Source organism: Azospirillum thermophilum, from assembly GCF_003130795.1.
GTDB lineage: Bacteria > Pseudomonadota > Alphaproteobacteria > Azospirillales > Azospirillaceae > Azospirillum > Azospirillum thermophilum.
The window spans coordinates 1,018,407-1,036,989 of the sequence record NZ_CP029352.1; the positions used below are offsets into that span (position 1 = coordinate 1,018,407).

Consider the following 18,583-nt stretch of genomic DNA (forward strand, 5'->3'; position numbering starts at 1 on the left):
ATCGTCGGACGCGTCAACGACAAACGCCATGCGTCACTTTGGCCGTTCCGACCGGCAGCGCACAAGGCCCTTCGTTCCCGCCCCCGCATCCCTTGGCAAAGCGCCGCGAAAGCCCTCCGGTGCGGTGCGCCCAGCCATGCCACGGATGCCTCCATTCCCATGTTGACCTCGGGGCGGTCGTTCTGCATGGTGCGCGCGTTTCGCGGAGCCTCGGCGGCTACCGCGCAGCTCTTGTTTGCCGCAACCGCAGCCACCGTCGCTCCAACGCGCGCCCGTCTTCAGGAACCCTCCCGATGTCCGCTGCCACCGCCACCCCGCTCCCCCTTTCCACGATGGCCAGCGCGATCCGCGCCCTCGCCATGGACGCGGTCGAGGCCGCGAAGTCGGGCCACCCCGGCATGCCCATGGGCATGGCGGACGTCGCCACGGTGCTGTTCACCAGGTTCCTGAAGTTCGACCCGAAGAACCCGACCTGGGCGGACCGCGACCGCTTCGTCCTGTCGGCCGGCCACGGCTCGATGCTGATCTACTCGCTGGCCTTCCTGACCGGCTATGAGCGGATGACCATCGAGGAGCTGAAGCGCTTCCGCCAGCTCGGCAGCCTCACCCCCGGCCATCCCGAGGTCGATCCGACGCTGGGCATCGAGATGACGACCGGCCCGCTCGGCCAGGGCGTCTCCACCGCCGTCGGCATGGCGCTGGCGGAGCGGATCACCAACGCCCGCTTCGGCGACGATCTGGTCGACCACTACACCTACGTCATCGCCTCGGACGGCGACCTGATGGAGGGCGTCAGCCACGAGGCCTGCTCGCTGGCCGGCCATCTCGGGCTGAACCGCCTGATCGTGCTGTGGGACGACAACCACATCTCCATCGACGGCTCGACCGACCTCAGCTTCACCGACGACACCCCGGCACGCTTCCGCTCCTACGGCTGGAACACCATCTCGGTCGACGGCCACGACTTCGCCGCGGTCGAGAAGGCCATCGCCGAGGCCCGCACCTCCACCGACAAGCCGACGCTGATCGCCTGCCGCACCATCATCGGCAAGGGCGCGCCGAACAAGGCCAACACCCACGGCTGCCACGGCTCGCCGCTGGGCGCCGACGAGGTGGCCGCGACCCGCGAGGCGATCGGCTGGCCGCACGAGGCCTTCGTCATTCCGCAGGAGGTGCTGTCCGCCTGGCGCGCCGCCGGCAGCCGCAGCGCCGATGCCTTCGCCGCCTGGGCCGGCCGCTTCGGAAAGCTGGACAACGCCCAGCGCGCCGCCTTCGAGCAGGCGATGGGCCGCGGCGTCCCGGCCGGCCTGTCGGAGGCGATCGCCGCCTTCAAGGAGAAGGTCAGCGCCGACAAGCCGGGCTGGGCGACCCGCGTCGCCTCCGGCAACGTACTCGAAGTGCTGGTCCCGGCGGTGCCGGAGCTGGTGGGCGGCTCGGCCGACCTGACGCCGTCGAACAACACCAAGGTCAAGAACACCGCCGACGTCCAGGGCAAGGGCAGCTTCGCCGGCCGCTACGTCCGTTACGGCGTGCGCGAGCACGGCATGGCGACCCTGATGAACGGCATGGCGCTGCACGGCGGCATCATCCCGTACGGCGGCACCTTCATGCAGTTCGCCGACTACTGCCGTCCGGCGATCCGCCTCGCGGCGCTGATGAAGACCCGCTCGATCTTCGTCATGACGCACGACTCGATCGGCCTGGGCGAGGACGGTCCGACCCACCAGCCGGTGGAGCATCTGGCCGCCCTGCGCGCCATCCCCAACCTGCTGGTCCTGCGCCCGGCCGACGCGGTCGAGACCGCCGAGTGCTGGCAGATCGCGCTGGAGCGCGTGAACGGCCCGTCGGTGCTGGCGCTGACCCGCCAGAACGTCCCGACCCTGCGGACCGAGCATGTGGCGGAGAACCGGTCCGCCCGCGGCGGCTACGTGCTGGCGGAGGCCGACGGCGGGCGCAAGGCGACGATCCTCGCCACCGGGTCGGAAGTCTCCCTCGCCATGGAGGCCCGCAAGGCCCTGCAGGCCGAGGGAATCGGCACCGCGGTCGTGTCGATCCCGAGCTTCGAACTGTTCGAGGCTCAGGATGACGCCTACAAGGCCGCCGTCCTCGGCAACGGCGTGCGCGTCGCGGTCGAGGCGGCGATCCGCCAGGGCTGGGACCGCTGGCTGGGCGCCAACGGCGGCTTCGTCGGCATGACCGGCTTCGGCGAGTCGGCGCCCTACCAGGAGCTTTACAAGCACTTCGGCATCACCGCCGAGGCCGTCACCGAGGCCGTCAAGGCCCGCCTCTAAGGGACGCTCGTTCCACGGGAACCTGCCGGGCGTGCGGCCGTTTCCGCGCACGCCCGGCATCTTACAAACTGGAGGAAAAAATGGCTGTTCGGGTTGCAATCAACGGGTTTGGCCGCATCGGCCGTCTGGTCCTTCGCGCGATCTACGAGAGCGGCCGCAAGGACGTCGAGGTCGTGGCGATCAACGACCTGGCCGACCTGAAGGCCAACGCCCACCTGCTGAAGTACGACAGCGTCCACGGCCGCTTCCCCGGCACCATCGAGACCGGCGAGGGCGTGCTGATCGTCAACGGCCATTCGATCAAGGTCATCCAGGAGCGCGACCCGGCCAAGCTGCCGTGGAAGGAGCTGGGCGTCCAGGTCGCCATGGAATGCTCGGGCATCTTCACCAAGCGCGCCGACGCCGCCAAGCATCTGGAAGCCGGTGCGGAGAAGGTGCTGATCTCCGCCCCCGCCACCGACGAGGACATCACCGTCGTCTACGGCGTCAACCACGACGCGCTGAAGGCCGGGCACAAGATCGTCTCCAACGCCTCCTGCACCACCAACTGCCTGGCTCCGGTCGCCTTCGTGCTCCACAACCTCGTGGGCATCGAGAAGGGCTTCATGACCACCATCCACTCCTACACCGGCGACCAGCGGATCGTGGACACCAACCACAAGGACCTGCACCGCGCCCGCGCGGCGGCCCTGAACATGATCCCGACCTCGACCGGCGCGGCCAAGGCGGTGGGCAAGGTGCTGCCGGAGCTGAAGGGCAAGCTGGACGGCACCGCCATCCGCGTGCCGACGCCCAACGTCTCGGTGGTCGACTTCAAGTTCACCGCCAAGCGCGCCACCACCGCCGAGGAGATCCAGAAGGCGATCGCCGACGCCGCCAACGGTCCGCTCAAGGGCATCCTCGGCGTCTATGACGAGGACCTCGTCTCCACCGACTTCAACCACGACCCGCACAGCTCGATCTTCGCGCTGAAGGAGGTCAAGGTCATCGACGGCAATTTCGTCCGCATCATGACCTGGTACGACAACGAGTGGGGCTTCTCCAACCGCATGAGCGACACCGCCGTCGCCATGGCAAACGCCAAGTAATCAGCACTCCGGTCCGCCGGACAGCAAGAAGGGCGCCTTCCCCACCGGGAAGGCGCCCTTTCCATTTCGCCGGTTCCTTTTCGCCGAAGCGGCTGCGGTGGCCACTCAGGCCGCCCGCACCGTCTGCAGGAAGCTCGTCACCTGGGTCCGCAGGGTCGAGGCCTGCTGCGACAGGCTGCCGAGCGCATCGACCAGTTCGCGCGCCGTGCGCCCGCTCTCGTCGGAGGCCGAGGTGACGCCGCCGATGCTGGACGACACCTCGACGGTGCCGGAAGCGGCCTGCTGGATGCTGCGCGAGATTTCCGCCGTCGCGGCGTTCTGCTCCTCCACCGCGGCGGAGATGGCGGCGGCGATGCCGCTCAGCCGGTCGATGACCGACGCGACGTCCTGGATTTCCTGGACCGCCTGCGCCGTCACTCCCTGGATGCCGGACATCTGGCCGCCGATCTCCTCGGTCGCCTTGGCCGTCTGGTTGGCGAGCGCCTTGACCTCGCTGGCGACCACGGCGAAGCCCTTGCCAGCCTCGCCGGCCCGCGCCGCCTCGATGGTGGCGTTCAGCGCCAGCAGGTTGGTCTGGCCGGCAATGGAGTTGATCAGTTCCACCACAGCACCGATGCGGGTGACCGCATCCGCGAGGCTGCCGATGCGCGTGTTGGCCTGCTGGGCCATACCCACCGCCTCGCCGGCCACGCGGCTGGCTTCCGACACCTGCTGCCCGATCTCGACGATCGAACCGGAAAGCTGCTGGGTCGCGGTGGCGACGGTCTGGACGTTGGCCGCCGTGGCGCTGCTGGCGGAGGCGACGACGGTCGCCAACTGGTTGGTCTGGTCGGCCGCGCTGGACATCGCCTGGACCTTGCCCTCCAGCACCCCGGTCGCCGTCGACAGCGACTGGATCACGCTGCCGACCGAACTCTCGAAGCCGTGGGCCAGCCGGTCGAGGGCCGCGCGCTTGTCCTGCTCGGCACGGCGCGAAGCCTCCTCCTGTTCGGCCTCCAGGCGGCGGCGGGCCTCGGCGTGTTCCTTGAACACCTGCACGGCGCGGCCCATGTCGCCCAGTTCGTCAAGCCGGTCGGCCTCCGGGACGGTGACCGTCAGGTCGCCGCGCGACAGCGTCAGCATGGCCCGCGACAGGCTCCGGATGCGGGCGCTGATGCTCGTTCCGACCAGCGCGATCAGCCCGACCACCGGCAGGGCCAGAAGAAGCACCGCCCCCAGCAGGGTCTTCAGATTATCGAGGAAGCGCTCCTTCAGGTCGTCGACATAGACACCGGTGCCGATGACGACCTTCCACGGCTCGAAATGCTTCACATAGCTCAGCTTCGGCGAAGGCTCCTTGGCGTTCGGCTTGGGAAACTCGTACTCGACGAAGGCCTCGCCCTTGCCGGCCGCCCCGTCGACCATCGCGCGGACGTAGAAGACGCCGTTGGCGTCCTTGTTCTCGCGCTGGTACTGGCCGATCAGGTCGGGCCGGAACGGGTGCAGCAACAGCTTGTACTCCGTGCTGATGACGAAGAGATACTCCTTGCCGTCATAGAGCATGGCGTAGAGGTTGGACTTGAAGCGGTCGAGAGCCTGCTCGCGCGTCAGCCGTCCGGCCTTCACCTCGGCTTCGTAGCTGGCGGCGACCCCGCTGGCCGTCTCGACAACGGCCCGCAACGTCGCCATCCGGTCTTTGTACATGCTGTCGTAGTTCAGCCAGGCGGCAGCCGTCGCGATCGCCAGCGAGGCGAAGGCGGACAGGACGACGAGTCCCCAGAGTTTCGTACGAAGCGTCAAGCTTTTAAGGAACATGGCGGCACCCCCTCTTTTCCCGAGGGAATCTGCAAGCGCAATGCCATCATAGCGAGTATGCCGACCCGCATAAATCGGTAGGCACAATTGACATGGGGGTTTCAACGGCGTCCGGGCCTCTCCGCTTCACAGCCGGCGCTCCGGCGGCAGAGGCGCCGCTGCATACCGCCGCCGCCTGCGGAGAATTCCGATAATGCATTGCAAAATGCGACGCAGGATGAAGACATTGCGCCGCGGGACAAGCATCCAGACCGAAATGAAAGCGTCATATTCTGCCGGACGCGATTATGATCGCTGCGGCATTTCGATGCATGTCCGTGGATCGTCGCGGAGACTGCAGCGCTACTCTTGCAAGGAACCTGCCGATCAGGACCGGAGTTTTACGGAGTTCACGCCGGCCGCTTCGCTGAGGCAGTCGGCGATCCAGGCGGCGACGCTCTTCCCGTCGCGCTGGGCGCAGGCGACGATGGCCCGGTGCAGCATGGGATTGACGCGGATCGACAGGCGGCCGGAACAGGGCGGCTCGACCCCGACGCCCATGCCGCTGGAAAGCTCCAGATACTCGTCGACCGCGCGTTGGAAGGACTCGCGCAACTCGTCCACCGAACGACCGGTGAAGGTGATCCCGTCCCGCGTGTTGATGACTTCCCCGACGAAGATTCCGGCCTCGCTGTCGAAGTCGATCTGGGCCTTGTAGCCCTTGTAGTCCATCATCGCGGCGATCCTGGCGAAGCGGCCACCACTGTGGCGGCGTCACCGGAGGACGATACCTCCACCTGCCGGGCAGCGGTTTGACCTGCCTCAATTCTCACAGCCGAGACGGGGGTTTGTCGCGCCCCGCCCCCCGTGCCACACTGGCGCACCCCACCCCTCCGCCGCCGCGCCGCTCCATGTCCCCTGCCGAGTTCCCGATCGACCTGCCCGCCCCGCTTCGCCCGATCCGGCTGCACGGGCTTGCCGAGGCGCAGGCCGCCTTCGACGCCGCCGCGGCGCTCGGCCGCCCCCTGGTCCTGCTCAGCCCGCCGGGCGCCGGCGCCCTGTGGTTCCGCAAGCTTCTGGAGACCGCCGCCGCGGCCCGCCCCGGTCTCTCGGTGGCCGGCGTGTTCGACTGCGGCGACCGCGCCGGGGACGCCCAGGGGGCGCTCGCCGCCGGACTGCGCCTCCTCCTGTTCCGGGGCCATCCCGGAGCCGCCGCCCGGCTGGCGGATGTGGCGGCCCGCGTCGGCGGGCGGGTGCTGACCGATCTGCCGCCCCCGCTCGACCTGCGCGGCGTCCGCGACCCGCGGGCCGCCTGCCGGGCCTGGCTGTCGGACCCGGCGGAGGCATCCCCGCCCGCCGGACCGGGGGCATAGGACCGGCCTACCGCTTTTTCGCCCGATGCCACCGCGCAAAGGTGGTGTACGCTCGTCTTCAGGATGATTGGGCGGTAATCAGGTCCGATGAGCAGCACGACAACCCGGCCGCCGGAGCCTGAAACCGGCCCCTCCCCCCTCGATGTCGAGCCCTGCGGGCGCGCCGCCGGCGGCGGACGCAGGCCGCTGGGGCGACCCTTCCCCGAACCGGCGGTCGAGAAGATCCGCGGGCCGAAGCTGGCGGCGCTGTGGCTGACGCTGATGGCGGCGGCCTGGGCGGTGATGATCGGCGCCGGCTACGGCTTCTACGTCCTGGTCAGCGGCTCGCTCCTCTGAGGCGGCGCCCGGGCGGGCGCGACGGGCCCGAACCGGATCGCCGCGCCGAAACGGTTACCCACGAATCCTGGGCCCCGACGCGGGGCGGATGGCCGCTTTATGCCCCTGGCGGCGTTGCAAAGCGGTCCGTGCTGGGCTAAGACGGCGCCATTTCCAGAAACGCCCCAGGGGAAGAGCCACAATGAAGCTCACTCGCCGCGTCAAAGAGATCCTCGCGAATTACGAGAGCGACAATCCGGGCACCAAGGCGAACCTCGCCCGCATCCTGATGGAAGGCAAGCTGGGCGGCACCGGCAAGCTGGTCATCCTGCCGGTCGACCAGGGTTTCGAGCATGGCCCGGCGCGCAGCTTCGGCCCCAACGAGCCGGGCTATGACCCGCATTACCACTACCAGCTCGCCATCGACGCGGGCTGCAACGCCTACGCGGCTCCCCTGGGCTCGCTGGAGGCCGGCGCCGACACCTTCGCCGGCTCGATCCCGCTGATCCTCAAGATGAACAGCGCCAACAGCCTGTCCACCCAGAAGGCGAACGCCGACCAGGCCGTCACCGCCTCGGTCCAGGACGCGCTGCGCATCGGCGCGTCGGCCATCGGCTTCACCATCTATCCCGGCTCGGAAGCCATGTACGACCAGTACGAGGAGTTCCGCGAGCTGTCGAAGGAGGCGAAGTCCTACGGCCTCGCCACCGTGCTGTGGTCCTACCCGCGCGGCGGCAACATCTCCAAGGACGGCGAGCTGGCGATGGACGTCATCGGCTACGCCGCCCACATGGCCGCCCTGCTCGGCGCCCACATCATCAAGGTGAAGCTGCCGTCCGCCCATCTGGAGCAGGCGGAGGCCAAGAAGGTCTACGAGTCCAAGAACATCCCGATCGCCACCCAGGCCGAGCGCGTCCGCCACATCATGCAGTGCGCCTTCAACGGCCGCCGCATCGTGGTCTTCTCGGGCGGCGCCACCAAGGGCGAGGATGCGGTGTTCGAGGATGCCCGCGCCATCCGCGACGGCGGCGGCAACGGCTCGATCATCGGGCGCAACGCGTTCCAGCGTCCGCGTGACGAGGCCCTGAAGCTGCTCGACCGGATCATGAAGATCTACCAGGGCAAGGAGTAAGGGTTGCCTCAGGCAAACCACAGGCAGGCGGAACCACCCGCCTGCCGCCTCTATCTCGTGACGCCGCCGGCCCTGGAGCCGGCGGCGTTCGCGCCGCTGCTGACCCGGGCGCTCGATGCCGGCGACGTCGCCTGCGTCCAGCTTCGCCTGAAGGACTGCTCCGACGACGACATCCGCCGCGCCTGCGACGTGCTGCGCCCCATCGCGCAGGAGCGCGAGGTCGCCTTCATCCTGAACGACCATCCGGCGCTGGCGCGCGAGACGGGCTGCGACGGGGTCCATGTCGGCCAGAGCGACACGCCCTACCGGCAGGCCCGCAAGATCGTCGGTCCCGACGCCATCGTCGGTGTCACCTGCCACGACAGCCGCCACTTCGCCATGGTCGCCGCCGAGGACGGGGCGGACTATGTGGCCTTCGGCGCCTTCTTCCCCACGCAGACCAAGACCGCGGAATACCATGCCACGCCCGACCTGCTGCGCTGGTGGTCGGAACTGATGGAGGTGCCCTGCGTCGCCATCGGCGGCATCACCGCCGACAACTGCGCCCCGCTGGTACGGGCCGGTGCCGATTTCCTGGCGGTGGTCAACGCCGTCTGGGGACATCCCGACGGGCCGGCCGCCGGAGTCAAGGCCCTGAACGCGGCCATCGCGGCCGCCCTTGCCGGTACCGGCGACGCCGCCTGACAGCGGCCGGAACAGACAGATCATGGACATCCTGACGCCCGAGACCCTGGGCACCCTGTTCGCCGTCGGCCTGCTGGCCGGCTTCATCGATTCCATCGCCGGCGGCGGCGGGCTGCTCAGCATCCCCGCCCTGCTGGCCGCCGGGCTTCCGCCGGCCGAGACGCTGGCGACCAACAAGCTGCAGGCCAGCTTCGGCTCCTTCTCCGCCACGCTGAAATTCGTGCGCCAGGGGGAGGTTCGGCCGGGCAGCATGCTGCCGATGATCGTCTGCACCTTCATCGGTGCGGCGGCCGGCGCCATCATCGTCCAGATCCTCGATTCGAGCTTCCTGCGCGACGTCATCCCGCTTCTGCTGATCGGCATCGCCATCTACCTGCTGGTCTCGCCCAAGGCCGGCGACCTCGACGCGCGCCAGCGCATCGGGGAGAACGCCTTCGCGCTGGCCATCGGCACCGGCATCGGCTTCTACGACGGCTTCTTCGGTCCGGGCACCGGCACCTTCTTCGCCATCGCCTTCGTCAGCCTGCTCGGCTACAACCTGCGCAAGGCGACCGCCCATACCAAGGTGCTGAACTTCACCAGCAACATCGCCTCCCTCCTCTTCTTCCTGGCGGGCGGGCACGTGCTGTGGACGGTGGGGCTGCTGATGGGGTGGGACAGTATCTCGGCGCCCAGGCCGGCGCCCACATGGTCATCCGCAACGGCGCCCGCATCGTGCGTCCGATGCTGGTCGTCGCCTCGCTCGCCATCACCGCCAAGCTGGTATGGAGCGACGAGCACAACATCCTGCGGGAAGCCTTCTTCGCAGCGATCCACTGGATCGGTTGAGCCGGTCCCCGACGGCCGAAACCGCCACGATAATCTGACAGAAATCACGCAACCCTGAGACGGGATGCCCATTTCGTGGGCACCCGCCGGCCGGGACGAGGCTGCCCGTGTCTTCAATGACACACGGGTTGTCCGCCCTGATGACAATCTGCGGTTCCGCCTTTACGTAAGCGTCATATCGTGTATCATAGCGTCAACAACAATTTGGGGAAGAAACTATGCCGCCGATGACGCTGAAGACACGCCTGCTGACCGCCGCGACCGCGCTTGCCATGGCCGCCCCGGTTCCTGCCCTCGCCGCCGGTTTTGCCCTCAAGGAACAGAGCGTTTCCGGGCAGGGCACGTCCTATGCCGGCGTGACGGCGGGGGCGAACGGCGACGCCAGCGCCATGTTCTTCAATCCGGCGACCATGGGGCTGGTGAAGGGCACGCAGGTCGTCCAGACCGCTTCCGGCCTGATCCTGTCCTCGAAGGTCGAGAGCGCCCGCGCCACCCGTGCGGCGCGGCTGGGCGGCACGCCGATCGCCGGCAACGCCTCGCCCGGCGACATCGGCCAGGACGCCGTGGTGCCCGCCGGCTACATCGTCTATTCGGTCAGCGATGACCTGAAGCTCGGCCTGTCGGCCAACGGCCCGTGGGGCCTCGTCACCGACTATGGCGCCAACTGGATCGGCCGCTACCACGGCATCCGGTCGGACCTGCGCACCTACAACTTCATGCCGTCGGTCTCCTACCGGCTGCACCCGATGCTGACGCTGGGCGGCGGCATCCAGATCCAGTACGCCAAGGCCAAGCTGTCGCAGGCGACCGACTTCGCGATCCGCGCCGGCCGCACGCCCGGCTCGCTGGACGTGCTGAGCGACGTCAAGGGCGACGACTGGGGCTATGGCTTCACGGTCGGCGCCCTGGTCGAGCCGATGCCCGGGACCCGGATGGGCGTCTCCTACCGTTCCTCCGTCAAGCATGAGCTGAGCGGCGACATCAGCTTCACCGGCCTGCCGGCCCCGCTGGCCGGCCTGCTGCCGAACCAGGGCGCCAATGCCAAGCTGGTGACGCCGGAGATCGTCAACATCGGCCTCTACCACGAGCTGACCGACAAGTGGGCGGTGATGGCCGATGCCCAGTGGACCAACTGGTCGCGCTTCCGCGAGCTGCGCGTCGTCCCGAACAACGCCTCGCTCACCTCGGTGACGGAGGAGCACTGGAAGGACACCTGGTTCCTGGCGCTCGGCACCTCCTACAAGGTCACCGACGACCTGACGCTGCGGGCCGGCGCCGCCTTCGACAAGGCGGCGGTCGACGTGTCGCACCGCACCCCCCGCATCCCGGAGCAGAACCGCTACTGGCTGTCGGTCGGTGCGGGCTACAAGGTCACCGACTCGCTGCAGGTGGATGTGGCCTACTCGCACATCTTCGTGCCCAGCACCACGGTCGACCTGCGCGACAACCTGACCGGCGCGGATGCCGGCCGCGGCAACCTGTTCGTCGACTACAAGAGCTCGATCGACATCATCGGCGTCCAGGCCCGCATGTCCTTCTAAGGACAGCACCCCGCCCGTCCTTTCTCGGCGCTGCCGGCCCGCCCCGGCAGCGCCTTTCTTTTGTCCCGGTCAGGCGAGCTCCAGCCAGCGCCGGGTCACGGTGCGGGCGAAATCCTCCGCCGCCGGCAGATGGTCCGCCATCGCCTGCTCCAGCCGGTCGAGCGCCACCGGCGGCGGCGCGTGGCCGTGGTCGGGCTTGGTCGCCCAGCCGCGCAGGATCTCCGCCGTCGCCTCGGGGTGGAACTGGAAGCCGAAGGTGGCGCGGCCGAGTCGGAAGGCCTGCCGGCCGCACAGCGGGCTTTCGGCCAGATGGACGGCGCCGTCCGGGTAGTCGAAGGTGTCGAAATGCCACTGGGCGACCTGCACCTCCGGCCCCAGCCCGGCCAGCAGGGGATCCTCCGCCGCTCCGCCGGTCAGCGTCACCGGATGCACGCCCAGTTCCGGAGCCGTATGGCGGTAGACCCGCGCGCCATAGGCCCGCGCGGCGAGCTGGGCACCAAGGCAGATGCCCATCACCGGCCGCTCCGCCGCGGTGAAGCTGCGGATCCGCTCCATCACCGCGCCGAAATGCGGCCCGTGGCCGTCGTCCCAGGCGTCCTGCGGCCCGCCCAGCACCACCAGCCCGGCGAAATCGCCCATCTCCGGGATCGGTTCGCCCTCGTCGGCCGCGACGGTCACGAGGCCGGCGCCGGCGCGCTCCAGCTCCTCCCCCACCAGCCCGGCCGGGGCGGTATGGCTGTTCTGGATCACCAGGATACGCATGGATTCCCCCCGCCGCTGCCCCGTGAAGACCGTCGTCATGATGACCGCCCTCATATAGGGAGGCCATGCCTGCGGCGATCAAGCCTGGGCAGGGCCGCGCAAGGCGGCTATGCGCAGCTCCGCTTTCTTGGGTTAGGATGCCGCTTGTTCCCGGGCCGCCCGCGGCAACAGACAGAGGATCACCGCAATCATGCTCGCCCCGCTTCGCACGCTCGCCGGTTCGGCCGCCCTGGCGGCCGCCCTCCTCCTTCCGGGCGTTGCCTTGGCGCAGAACGGCAACCTGACCTTCCTGCACATCAACGACGTGTACGAGATCGCCCCGATCAAGGGCCAGGGCGGCTTCGGTCCGCTGATGACCCTGCTGCGGCAGGAGCGCCAGCGCAACCCGCAGGCCATCACCACGGTGGGCGGCGACTTCCTGTCGCCCTCGATCCTGTCCGGCACGATCCAGGGCGAGCAGATGGTGGCCCTGTTCAACGCCATCGGGGTCGATGCGGTGACCTTCGGCAATCACGAGTTCGACTTCGGCGTCGACGTGCTGAAGAAGCGGATCGCCGAATCCAAGTTCCCGTGGATCGGCACCAACGTGCAGGAGCAGGACGGCAGCGCCTTCGCCGGCTCGGTCCCGACCTGGACCAGGACGGTGGGCGAGCTGAAGGTCGGCGTGATGGGCATCATCACCCCGGACAGCGCCCGGCTGTCGAGCGGCGGGGCCAGCCTGCGCTTCGCCGAGGTGCAGAAGGCGGCGGCGGCGGCCGTCGCCTCCCTGAAGGCGGAGGGCGCCAACGTCATCGTCGCCCTGACCCACCTGCCGATCGAGGAGGACCGCGAGCTGGCCTTCAAGGTCAAGGGCATCGACCTGATCCTGGGCGGCCACGACCATGACCCGATCAGCTTCTACGAGGGCAGCACCCTGATCCTGAAGGCCGGCCACGACGCCCAGTATCTCGGCGTGATCGACCTGGAGGTGCGGACCAAGACCAGCGACAAGGGGCCGCAGACCACCGTCCTGCCCACCGAGTGGCGCTTCGTCGGCACCGCCGGGGTGAAGCCCGACGCGGAGGTCGAGAAGATCGTCGCCGGCTATACCGGACAGCTCGACGCCAGCCTCGCCGCCGTCATCGGGACCACCACCACCGACCTCGACAGCCGCAAGGACGTGGTCCGCACCCGCGAGGCCACCATGGGCAACCTGATCGGCGACGCCCTGCGCGAGACGCTGAAGGCCGACGTCGCCGTCACCAACGGCGGCGGCATCCGCGCCGACGCCCTGCGCCCGGCCGGGACGCAGCTCACCCGCAAGGACATCTTCGCCGAGCTTCCCTTCGGCAATGTCGGCGTGCTGGTGGAGATGAAGGGGTCCGACCTGCTGGCCTCGCTGGAGCATGGCGTCAGCAAGGTGGAGGAGAAGGCCGGGCGCTTCCCGCAAGTCTCCGGCCTGACCATGGTCTATGACCCGAAGCTGCCGGCCGGCAGCCGCGTGATCGAGGTGAAGGTGGGCGGCAAGCCGCTCGACCCCGCCGCCACCTACCGCGTCGCCACCAACGATTACATGCTGAACGGCGGCGACGGCTATGCCGCCTTCCCGCGCAGCAAGGTGATCGTCGACGCCTCGGGGGCGGTGCTGCTCGCCACCATCGTCATGGACTATGTCGAGGCCAAGAAGACGGTCTCCCCGGCGGTCGAAGGCCGCATCGTGGCAAAATAATGAGAAACCGGCGGGGCGTCGGCTGGTCGCACCACTTGCTGTTGCGGGGTACTCCGTTTTCACCTAATGGTGAAAAGGATTTCCTCCGCAAGATGACCGGCCGCCGATGTCTCCGCCCCCCTCCCGCTCCAACGATTTCGCCCAGGCCTTCGCGGTCGCCCATGGGGAGGCCGGGCTAAACCGGGTGTCCGTCGCCCACATCCTGCAGAGGATCGCCGCCGACCCCGCCTTCCTGTTCAGCGAGGAGCTGAAGCGCGGCGCCGGCCAATGTCCGTTCCATGCCGGCGGCGACGGTGCCGCGGGCCAGCCGGCGGAGGGCGCGCCGCCGCAGGACGACGCCGACAAGATCGCGGTCAACACGCTGCTCGCCCTGCTGTTCGAACGGCTGCGCGACCATATCGCCCTGAAGCTGCCGCTGGGCGACAGCGGCTTCCCGCTTCTTCCCATCCCGCCGCGCTCGCCGCACGGGTTGGATCCGGCCGACCGCGCCGCGCTGGCGGCGGCCCCGGCCGACGTCTTCTGCTCCGTCCTGCGCGACGCCACCTGCCATCTGCTCGACGGGCTGATCTCCAGCTGGGCCGCCGACCTGATCGCCGAGGAGGAGGAGTTCCGCAACCAGGGCTCCGGCACCATCTCGCGCGATGCCGCGGCCAACTTCATGCTGCGGACCATCCTGGAGGAGTCGCCGCTCTACCAGCGGGCCGGCTACGACATGCTGTCGATCACCAAGACCGGCAGCCACACCGCCATCCACATCTGCTGGGCGCTGGTGGAAGCGGCCCCCATGCTGAAGCCCGGGCTGGACGCCGCCGCCTACGACGATCTGGTGCGGCGCAGCCTGAAGCACATCGTGCCGCTGTCGATGGCGAGCCTCGGCATGCTGGTCCATTACATGGAGGCCAGCGGGATCGAGCCGCATGACGGTCTGGCGGTCCACCGGCTGCCGCCCGACCAGACCGCCTTCGTGCTGGACGAGTCCGGGCTGATCCGCCTGAACGCCGAGCCGATCACCCGCTTCGCCAAGCCGGGCGAGCGTTTCTACACCGGCTGCCCGGCCTTCTACACCACCAACCTGATCAAGCTCTACCTCGACATCGTGGCGTCCATCGCCATGGATTACGGGGTCTACGACCGGCTGAAGGGGTAAGCGGCGCCATGGCCCGTTCCAACGATTTCGCGCTGACCTATCTCGCCGCGCACGAGCAGGCGGGGATGACGCGCATCAACCTCGCCCCGATCCAGCACCGCATCGTCGAGGACCCCAACTACCTCTTCACGGAGGAGCTCCAGGCGCTGGCGGGCCATTGCCCGGCCCACGCCGACACCCGCAAGGAGGATTACGAGAAGGTCGCCATCAACACGCTGCTGGCCCTGCTCTACAACGACCTGCGCGACCACATCGTCGGCCGCCTGCCGCTGGACGAGGACGGCCACCTGATCCTGCAGAATCCGCCGGATTCGCCGCATGGCGGGCTGGACGTCGCCGACCGCGCGGTGCTGGACGCCGCCCCGGCCGACCAGGTCGTCGCCCTGCTGCGCGACAGCGTGTGCCACCTGCTCGACGCCATCATCAAGGAATGGGCGATCAAGATCATGGTGGAGGAGGACCGCTGCCGGGCGGAGGGTGCGATCACCCTGCTCGCCGGTGCCAGCTTCGTCCTCGCCAACGCGCTGGAAAGCTCGGTACTGCACACGCCGTCGGGCTACGACATGCTGTCCATCACCAAGACCGGCAGCCACACGGCGCTGCATGTCTGCTGGAACCTGGTGGAGGCGACGCCGCTGCTGCGCCCCGGCCTGGATGCCGCCGCCTATGACGACCTCGCGCGGCGCAGCCTGAAGCAGGTCCTGCCGCTCGCCATGGGCAGCCTCGGCATGCTCTGCCAGTTCATGGCCGCCGGCAGGATCGAGGCGGACGACCATCAGGCGATCCACCCGCTGCGCCGCGACCAGTCCGCCTTCCTGTTCGACGAGGACAAGAACCTCGTCGTGCTGAACAGCGACCTGATCGAGCCGACCGCCATGCCCGGCGAGCGGCATTACACCGGCTGCCCCGCCTTCTACGCCAACAGCCTGATCAACGTGTACATGGAGATCGTCCTGGGCGTCGCCGCCCGCTACGGCATCTACAACCGCCTGCAGGGATGAGCGGATCCTCACGCTGCCGGCTTGACGCGCGGCGCGGGGTCCATATGTTGGCCCGGTTGCTGGAGGAAAGGGGCACCGTGGCCAAGAAGTGGTTCATCCGTCGTTACACCACCGCCATGGCGGACGGGATCAAGCGCGGCCGCGGCCGCATGGTCTCGCGCTGGCAGCGGGCGCTCGGCCATTTCGAGGCGATCTTCATCGACCATGCCTGTTTCCGGCTGATCTACTCCAACACCTACCGCATCTCGCCCAATATGTTCCGGGCGAGCCAGCCGTCCCCCTCCCACATCGCGGCGGCGGCGCGGGCCGGGGTGAAGACGATCCTGAACCTGCGCGGCAGCCGCGACTGCGCCTCCTACATCCTGGAGGCCGAGGCCTGCCGTGCCCATGGGCTGACGCTGGTCGACTTCCCCGTCAACTCCCGCGACATGCCGAAGAAGGAAACCCTTCTGAAGGCGCGGGAGCTGTTCCGCAAGATGGAATACCCGGCGCTGATGCACTGCAAGTCGGGCGCCGACCGCGCCGGCTTCATGGCCGCCCTCTACATGTTCGTCCACGAAGGCCAGCCGCTGGAGGCCGCCGTCCGGCAGCTGTCCTGGAAATACGGCCACTTCAAGCAGGCGAAGACCGGCATCCTCGACTATTTCTTCGAGCTCTACGCCGCCTACAACGAGCGCCGCCCGACCCCCTTCTGGGATTGGGTGGAGCATGTCTACGACCCGGTGGAGGCCAAGGCCGGCTTCCGCTCGCGCGAGTGGGCGAACGTGGTGGTCGACCGCGTGTTGAGCCGGGAGTAGAAGGTCACCACCCGGAAGGGGACCATCCGCAACGCGGACCGGGGTTCCGGCGTTGAAGCGGTCGTGGTTGCTGAACGCGTGAACCCGCGCGAGGAGGTCCCCCAATGTCGCCGCAGCCGTCCCGCCTGCAGGCTTCCCCCGGCGAGACCGGACGCAAGGACAGCCCGTCCGTCGCCGATCTCGTCACCGATCCCGACAAGTTCGACCGCTGGCAGCGCGAGCGCGCGCATGAGGAGCGGCGGCAGGAGTCCGACCGGACCGATCAGCGGACCGACGAGCGCGGCTCCGACCCGCGCGACCAGCCGCCCGACCGCGCCTGACGGTCAGGCGCTCAGCGCCGCCTCGCCGTCCTCGCCGAACTGCAGGCGGCTGAGGCGGGCATAGGTGCCGTTGGCGGCGAGCAGGGCGTCGTGCGTGCCCTGCTCGACGATCCGGCCGCCCTCCATCACAACGATCCGGTCGGCGTTTCGCACGGTGGCGAGGCGGTGGGCGATCACCAGCGTCGTCCGCCCCCTGGTCAGCCGCTCCAGCGCCCCCTGCACCAGCCGCTCCGACTCGCTGTCGAGCGCCGAGGTCGCCTCGTCGAGCAGCAGGATCGGGGCGTTCTTCAGGAAGGCGCGGGCCAGCGCCAGCCGCTGCCGCTCGCCACCCGACAGCTTGACGCCGCGGTCGCCGATGACGGTGTCGTAGCCCTCCGGCAGCTTCATGATGAAGTCGTGCGCCGCCGCCGACGTCGCGGCGGAGACGATGTCCTCCATCGGCGCGTCCAGCCGTCCGAAGGCGATGTTGGCGCGCACCGTGTCGTTGAACAGCACCGTGTCCTGGCTGACGATCGACACCGCACCGCGCAGGCTGCGCAGGGTCGCGCCGCGCACGTCCTGACCGTCGATCAGCACCTGCCCCGCCGCCGCGTCGTAGAGGCGGGGAATCAGGTTGAAGACGGTGGACTTGCCGGCGCCGCTGCGCCCGACCAGCGCCACGGTGGTGCCCGGCGCCACCTCCAGGTCGATGCCCTTCAGCGTCTCCGCCCCCGCCTCGTAGGCGAAGCGGACCCCGCGCAGCGCGACCGCCCCCGCCTCGACCGCCAGGGGCCGGGCGTCCGGCGCCTCCAGGATCTTCGGCTGCTCGTCCACCAGCTCGAAGATGCGCTGGGCGGCGGCCAGCCCCTCCTGCAGGGCGGCGTTCAGCGTGCCGATGGCGCGCACCGGCTGGGCCGCCATCAGCAGTGCGCCGACGAAGCCGGAGAAGGCGCCGACCGACCCCTCCCCCATCGTCATGCGGTAGCCGGCGAAGGCGATGACGCCGGCCACGGCGATGCCGCCCAGCACCTCCATCATCGGGTCGATGCGCGAACGGGCGCGCGTCGCCTTCATCGTCAGCTCGTAGTTCTCATGGAAGGCGGCGGCGGCGCGGGCGCGCTCGTAATCCTCCAGGCAGTAGGTCTTGACCATCCGGGCGCCCGACAGGCTCTCCGTCAGCAGCGAGGTCATGCTGCCGGTCTGCGCCTGGGTATCGCGGGAGACGCGGCGCAGCCGCTTGCCGATCCGCACGATCGGCACCGCCGCGATGGGGTAGATGACGAAGACGATCAGCGACAGCAGCCAGTCGAGGTAGAACATCGACCCGACCAGCGCGACCACGGTCAGGATGTCGCGCACCAGCCCGGTCAGCGTCCGCGACAGGGCGTTGCGGATGAAGTCCACGTCGTTGATGAAGCGCGAGGTCAGCGATCCGGTCGGCGCCCCGTGGAGCTGGGCGAGGTCGGAGCGCAGCAGATGGGCGAACATCGACAGCCGGACGTCGGCGATGATGCGCTGCACGATGTCGCTGGTCACCACCGTCTGGGCATAGAGCGACACGCCCTTCACCATCGTCACCAGCACGATCAGCGCCGGGATCGCCAGCACCATCGTCCGGTCCTGCGCGCCGAACATGGCGTAGGACTGGTCGATCAGCAGCGGATAGGCGCCGGTCGTCGCCGCGACGACCGCCATCAGCAGGAAGCACAGGGCGAGCTTGCCGCGGTAGGGCCGGATCCAGTCCCGCCACATGCGCAGCACCAGACGTTCGGTCGTCGCGTCCAGGCGCAACTGCCCGCCGGATGATTTCGTCGTCGCCATCACACTCGTTCCAAAGGCCGTCG

At 68.9% G+C, this 18,583-nt stretch carries 17 protein-coding genes; 13 read left to right on the forward strand and 4 right to left on the reverse strand.

All coding sequences use genetic code 11. The features are described from left to right. Nucleotides 1-293 precede the first annotated feature (293 nt). Both tkt and gap read left to right on the forward strand, forming a co-directional pair. Nucleotides 294-2,291, forward strand: a complete 1,998-nt coding sequence (gene tkt / locus DEW08_RS04570) for a transketolase (protein ID WP_109324842.1) — start codon at nucleotides 294-296, stop codon at nucleotides 2,289-2,291. 80 nt (nucleotides 2,292-2,371) lie between these two features. Further along, entirely contained in the window at nucleotides 2,372-3,379 is a 1,008-nt protein-coding gene (gap, locus tag DEW08_RS04575) for a type I glyceraldehyde-3-phosphate dehydrogenase (RefSeq protein ID WP_109324843.1), read from the forward strand. 105 nt (nucleotides 3,380-3,484) lie between these two features. Here the strand turns inward: gap and DEW08_RS33090 are convergent, their stop codons facing one another. After that, nucleotides 3,485-5,173 (reverse strand): methyl-accepting chemotaxis protein, encoded by a 1,689-nt coding sequence (locus DEW08_RS33090; RefSeq protein WP_109324844.1) that lies wholly within the window; start codon nucleotides 5,171-5,173, stop codon nucleotides 3,485-3,487. A 366-nt stretch (nucleotides 5,174-5,539) separates the two neighbouring features. Further along, nucleotides 5,540-5,887: a type II toxin-antitoxin system HicB family antitoxin gene (locus DEW08_RS04585; RefSeq protein WP_109324845.1), complete on the reverse strand. Its 348-nt coding sequence runs from the start codon at nucleotides 5,885-5,887 to the stop codon at nucleotides 5,540-5,542. A 176-nt stretch (nucleotides 5,888-6,063) separates the two neighbouring features. Between DEW08_RS04585 and DEW08_RS04590 the strand changes: the two genes are divergently transcribed. The 6 genes from DEW08_RS04590 (at nucleotide 6,064) to DEW08_RS04615 (ending at nucleotide 11,025) form a co-directional block, all read left to right on the forward strand. Beyond that, entirely contained in the window at nucleotides 6,064-6,525 is a 462-nt protein-coding gene (locus DEW08_RS04590; protein ID WP_109324854.1) for a hypothetical protein, read from the forward strand. An 87-nt stretch (nucleotides 6,526-6,612) separates the two neighbouring features. Further along, on the forward strand, nucleotides 6,613-6,861 hold the full coding sequence (locus tag DEW08_RS04595) for a hypothetical protein (protein WP_109324855.1): 249 nt from the start codon (nucleotides 6,613-6,615) through the stop codon (nucleotides 6,859-6,861). Between the two features lie 181 nt (nucleotides 6,862-7,042). After that, nucleotides 7,043-7,972, forward strand: a complete 930-nt coding sequence (locus tag DEW08_RS04600) for a class I fructose-bisphosphate aldolase (RefSeq protein WP_109324856.1) — start codon at nucleotides 7,043-7,045, stop codon at nucleotides 7,970-7,972. Nucleotides 7,973-7,975: 3 nt separating this feature from the next. Then, a complete protein-coding gene (thiE, locus tag DEW08_RS04605; RefSeq protein ID WP_109324859.1) occupies nucleotides 7,976-8,656 on the forward strand; it encodes a thiamine phosphate synthase in 681 nt (226 codons plus the stop codon). A gap of 22 nt (nucleotides 8,657-8,678) precedes the next feature. Then, entirely contained in the window at nucleotides 8,679-9,542 is an 864-nt protein-coding gene (locus DEW08_RS04610; protein WP_245985943.1) for a TSUP family transporter, read from the forward strand. A gap of 169 nt (nucleotides 9,543-9,711) precedes the next feature. Next, nucleotides 9,712-11,025: an OmpP1/FadL family transporter gene (locus DEW08_RS04615; protein ID WP_245985945.1), complete on the forward strand. Its 1,314-nt coding sequence runs from the start codon at nucleotides 9,712-9,714 to the stop codon at nucleotides 11,023-11,025. A 69-nt stretch (nucleotides 11,026-11,094) separates the two neighbouring features. On the opposite strand, the gene DEW08_RS04620 is transcribed toward DEW08_RS04615, so the two are convergent. Further along, on the reverse strand, nucleotides 11,095-11,826 hold the full coding sequence (locus DEW08_RS04620) for a type 1 glutamine amidotransferase (RefSeq protein ID WP_245985947.1): 732 nt from the start codon (nucleotides 11,824-11,826) through the stop codon (nucleotides 11,095-11,097). A gap of 151 nt (nucleotides 11,827-11,977) precedes the next feature. Here DEW08_RS04620 and DEW08_RS04625 point away from each other — a divergent pair, with 151 nt between their 5' ends. The 5 genes from DEW08_RS04625 (at nucleotide 11,978) to DEW08_RS04645 (ending at nucleotide 16,760) form a co-directional block, all read left to right on the forward strand. Continuing rightward, complete coding sequence (locus DEW08_RS04625) at nucleotides 11,978-13,495, forward strand: bifunctional metallophosphatase/5'-nucleotidase (RefSeq protein ID WP_109324861.1); 1,518 nt, start codon at nucleotides 11,978-11,980, stop codon at nucleotides 13,493-13,495. Nucleotides 13,496-13,601: 106 nt separating this feature from the next. Then, on the forward strand, nucleotides 13,602-14,642 hold the full coding sequence (locus DEW08_RS04630) for a hypothetical protein (protein ID WP_109324862.1): 1,041 nt from the start codon (nucleotides 13,602-13,604) through the stop codon (nucleotides 14,640-14,642). 8 nt (nucleotides 14,643-14,650) lie between these two features. Then, nucleotides 14,651-15,643 (forward strand): hypothetical protein, encoded by a 993-nt coding sequence (locus DEW08_RS04635; protein ID WP_109324864.1) that lies wholly within the window; start codon nucleotides 14,651-14,653, stop codon nucleotides 15,641-15,643. A 77-nt stretch (nucleotides 15,644-15,720) separates the two neighbouring features. Beyond that, nucleotides 15,721-16,440, forward strand: a complete 720-nt coding sequence (locus tag DEW08_RS04640) for a protein tyrosine phosphatase family protein (RefSeq protein ID WP_245985949.1) — start codon at nucleotides 15,721-15,723, stop codon at nucleotides 16,438-16,440. A 104-nt stretch (nucleotides 16,441-16,544) separates the two neighbouring features. Then, complete coding sequence (locus tag DEW08_RS04645) at nucleotides 16,545-16,760, forward strand: hypothetical protein (protein WP_109324865.1); 216 nt, start codon at nucleotides 16,545-16,547, stop codon at nucleotides 16,758-16,760. 3 nt (nucleotides 16,761-16,763) lie between these two features. On the opposite strand, the gene DEW08_RS04650 is transcribed toward DEW08_RS04645, so the two are convergent. Beyond that, nucleotides 16,764-18,560 carry an ABC transporter ATP-binding protein gene (locus DEW08_RS04650; RefSeq protein WP_109324867.1) on the reverse strand — a complete coding sequence of 599 codons (1,797 nt, stop codon included), beginning with the start codon at nucleotides 18,558-18,560 and terminating at the stop codon, nucleotides 16,764-16,766. Between the last annotated feature and the right edge of the window lie 23 nt (nucleotides 18,561-18,583).

Excerpts from the sequence above, each read along its gene's own strand:
- DEW08_RS04610 (WP_245985943.1), top strand. The coding sequence starts at position 8,679 with ATGGACATCCTGACGCCCGAGACCCTGGGCACCCTGTTCGCCGTCGGC.
- gap (WP_109324843.1), top strand. The coding sequence starts at position 2,372 with ATGGCTGTTCGGGTTGCAATCAACGGGTTTGGCCGCATCGGCCGTCTG.
- DEW08_RS04625 (WP_109324861.1), top strand. The coding sequence starts at position 11,978 with ATGCTCGCCCCGCTTCGCACGCTCGCCGGTTCGGCCGCCCTGGCGGCC.
- DEW08_RS04650 (WP_109324867.1), bottom strand. The coding sequence starts at position 18,560 with ATGGCGACGACGAAATCATCCGGCGGGCAGTTGCGCCTGGACGCGACG.
- DEW08_RS04645 (WP_109324865.1), top strand. The coding sequence starts at position 16,545 with ATGTCGCCGCAGCCGTCCCGCCTGCAGGCTTCCCCCGGCGAGACCGGA.
- DEW08_RS04590 (WP_109324854.1), top strand. The coding sequence starts at position 6,064 with ATGTCCCCTGCCGAGTTCCCGATCGACCTGCCCGCCCCGCTTCGCCCG.
- tkt (WP_109324842.1), top strand. The coding sequence starts at position 294 with ATGTCCGCTGCCACCGCCACCCCGCTCCCCCTTTCCACGATGGCCAGC.
- DEW08_RS04635 (WP_109324864.1), top strand. The coding sequence starts at position 14,651 with ATGGCCCGTTCCAACGATTTCGCGCTGACCTATCTCGCCGCGCACGAG.
- DEW08_RS33090 (WP_109324844.1), bottom strand. The coding sequence starts at position 5,173 with ATGTTCCTTAAAAGCTTGACGCTTCGTACGAAACTCTGGGGACTCGTC.
- DEW08_RS04630 (WP_109324862.1), top strand. The coding sequence starts at position 13,602 with ATGTCTCCGCCCCCCTCCCGCTCCAACGATTTCGCCCAGGCCTTCGCG.
- DEW08_RS04600 (WP_109324856.1), top strand. The coding sequence starts at position 7,043 with ATGAAGCTCACTCGCCGCGTCAAAGAGATCCTCGCGAATTACGAGAGC.
- DEW08_RS04615 (WP_245985945.1), top strand. The coding sequence starts at position 9,712 with ATGACGCTGAAGACACGCCTGCTGACCGCCGCGACCGCGCTTGCCATG.
- DEW08_RS04620 (WP_245985947.1), bottom strand. The coding sequence starts at position 11,826 with ATGACGACGGTCTTCACGGGGCAGCGGCGGGGGGAATCCATGCGTATC.
- DEW08_RS04595 (WP_109324855.1), top strand. The coding sequence starts at position 6,613 with ATGAGCAGCACGACAACCCGGCCGCCGGAGCCTGAAACCGGCCCCTCC.
- DEW08_RS04585 (WP_109324845.1), bottom strand. The coding sequence starts at position 5,887 with ATGATGGACTACAAGGGCTACAAGGCCCAGATCGACTTCGACAGCGAG.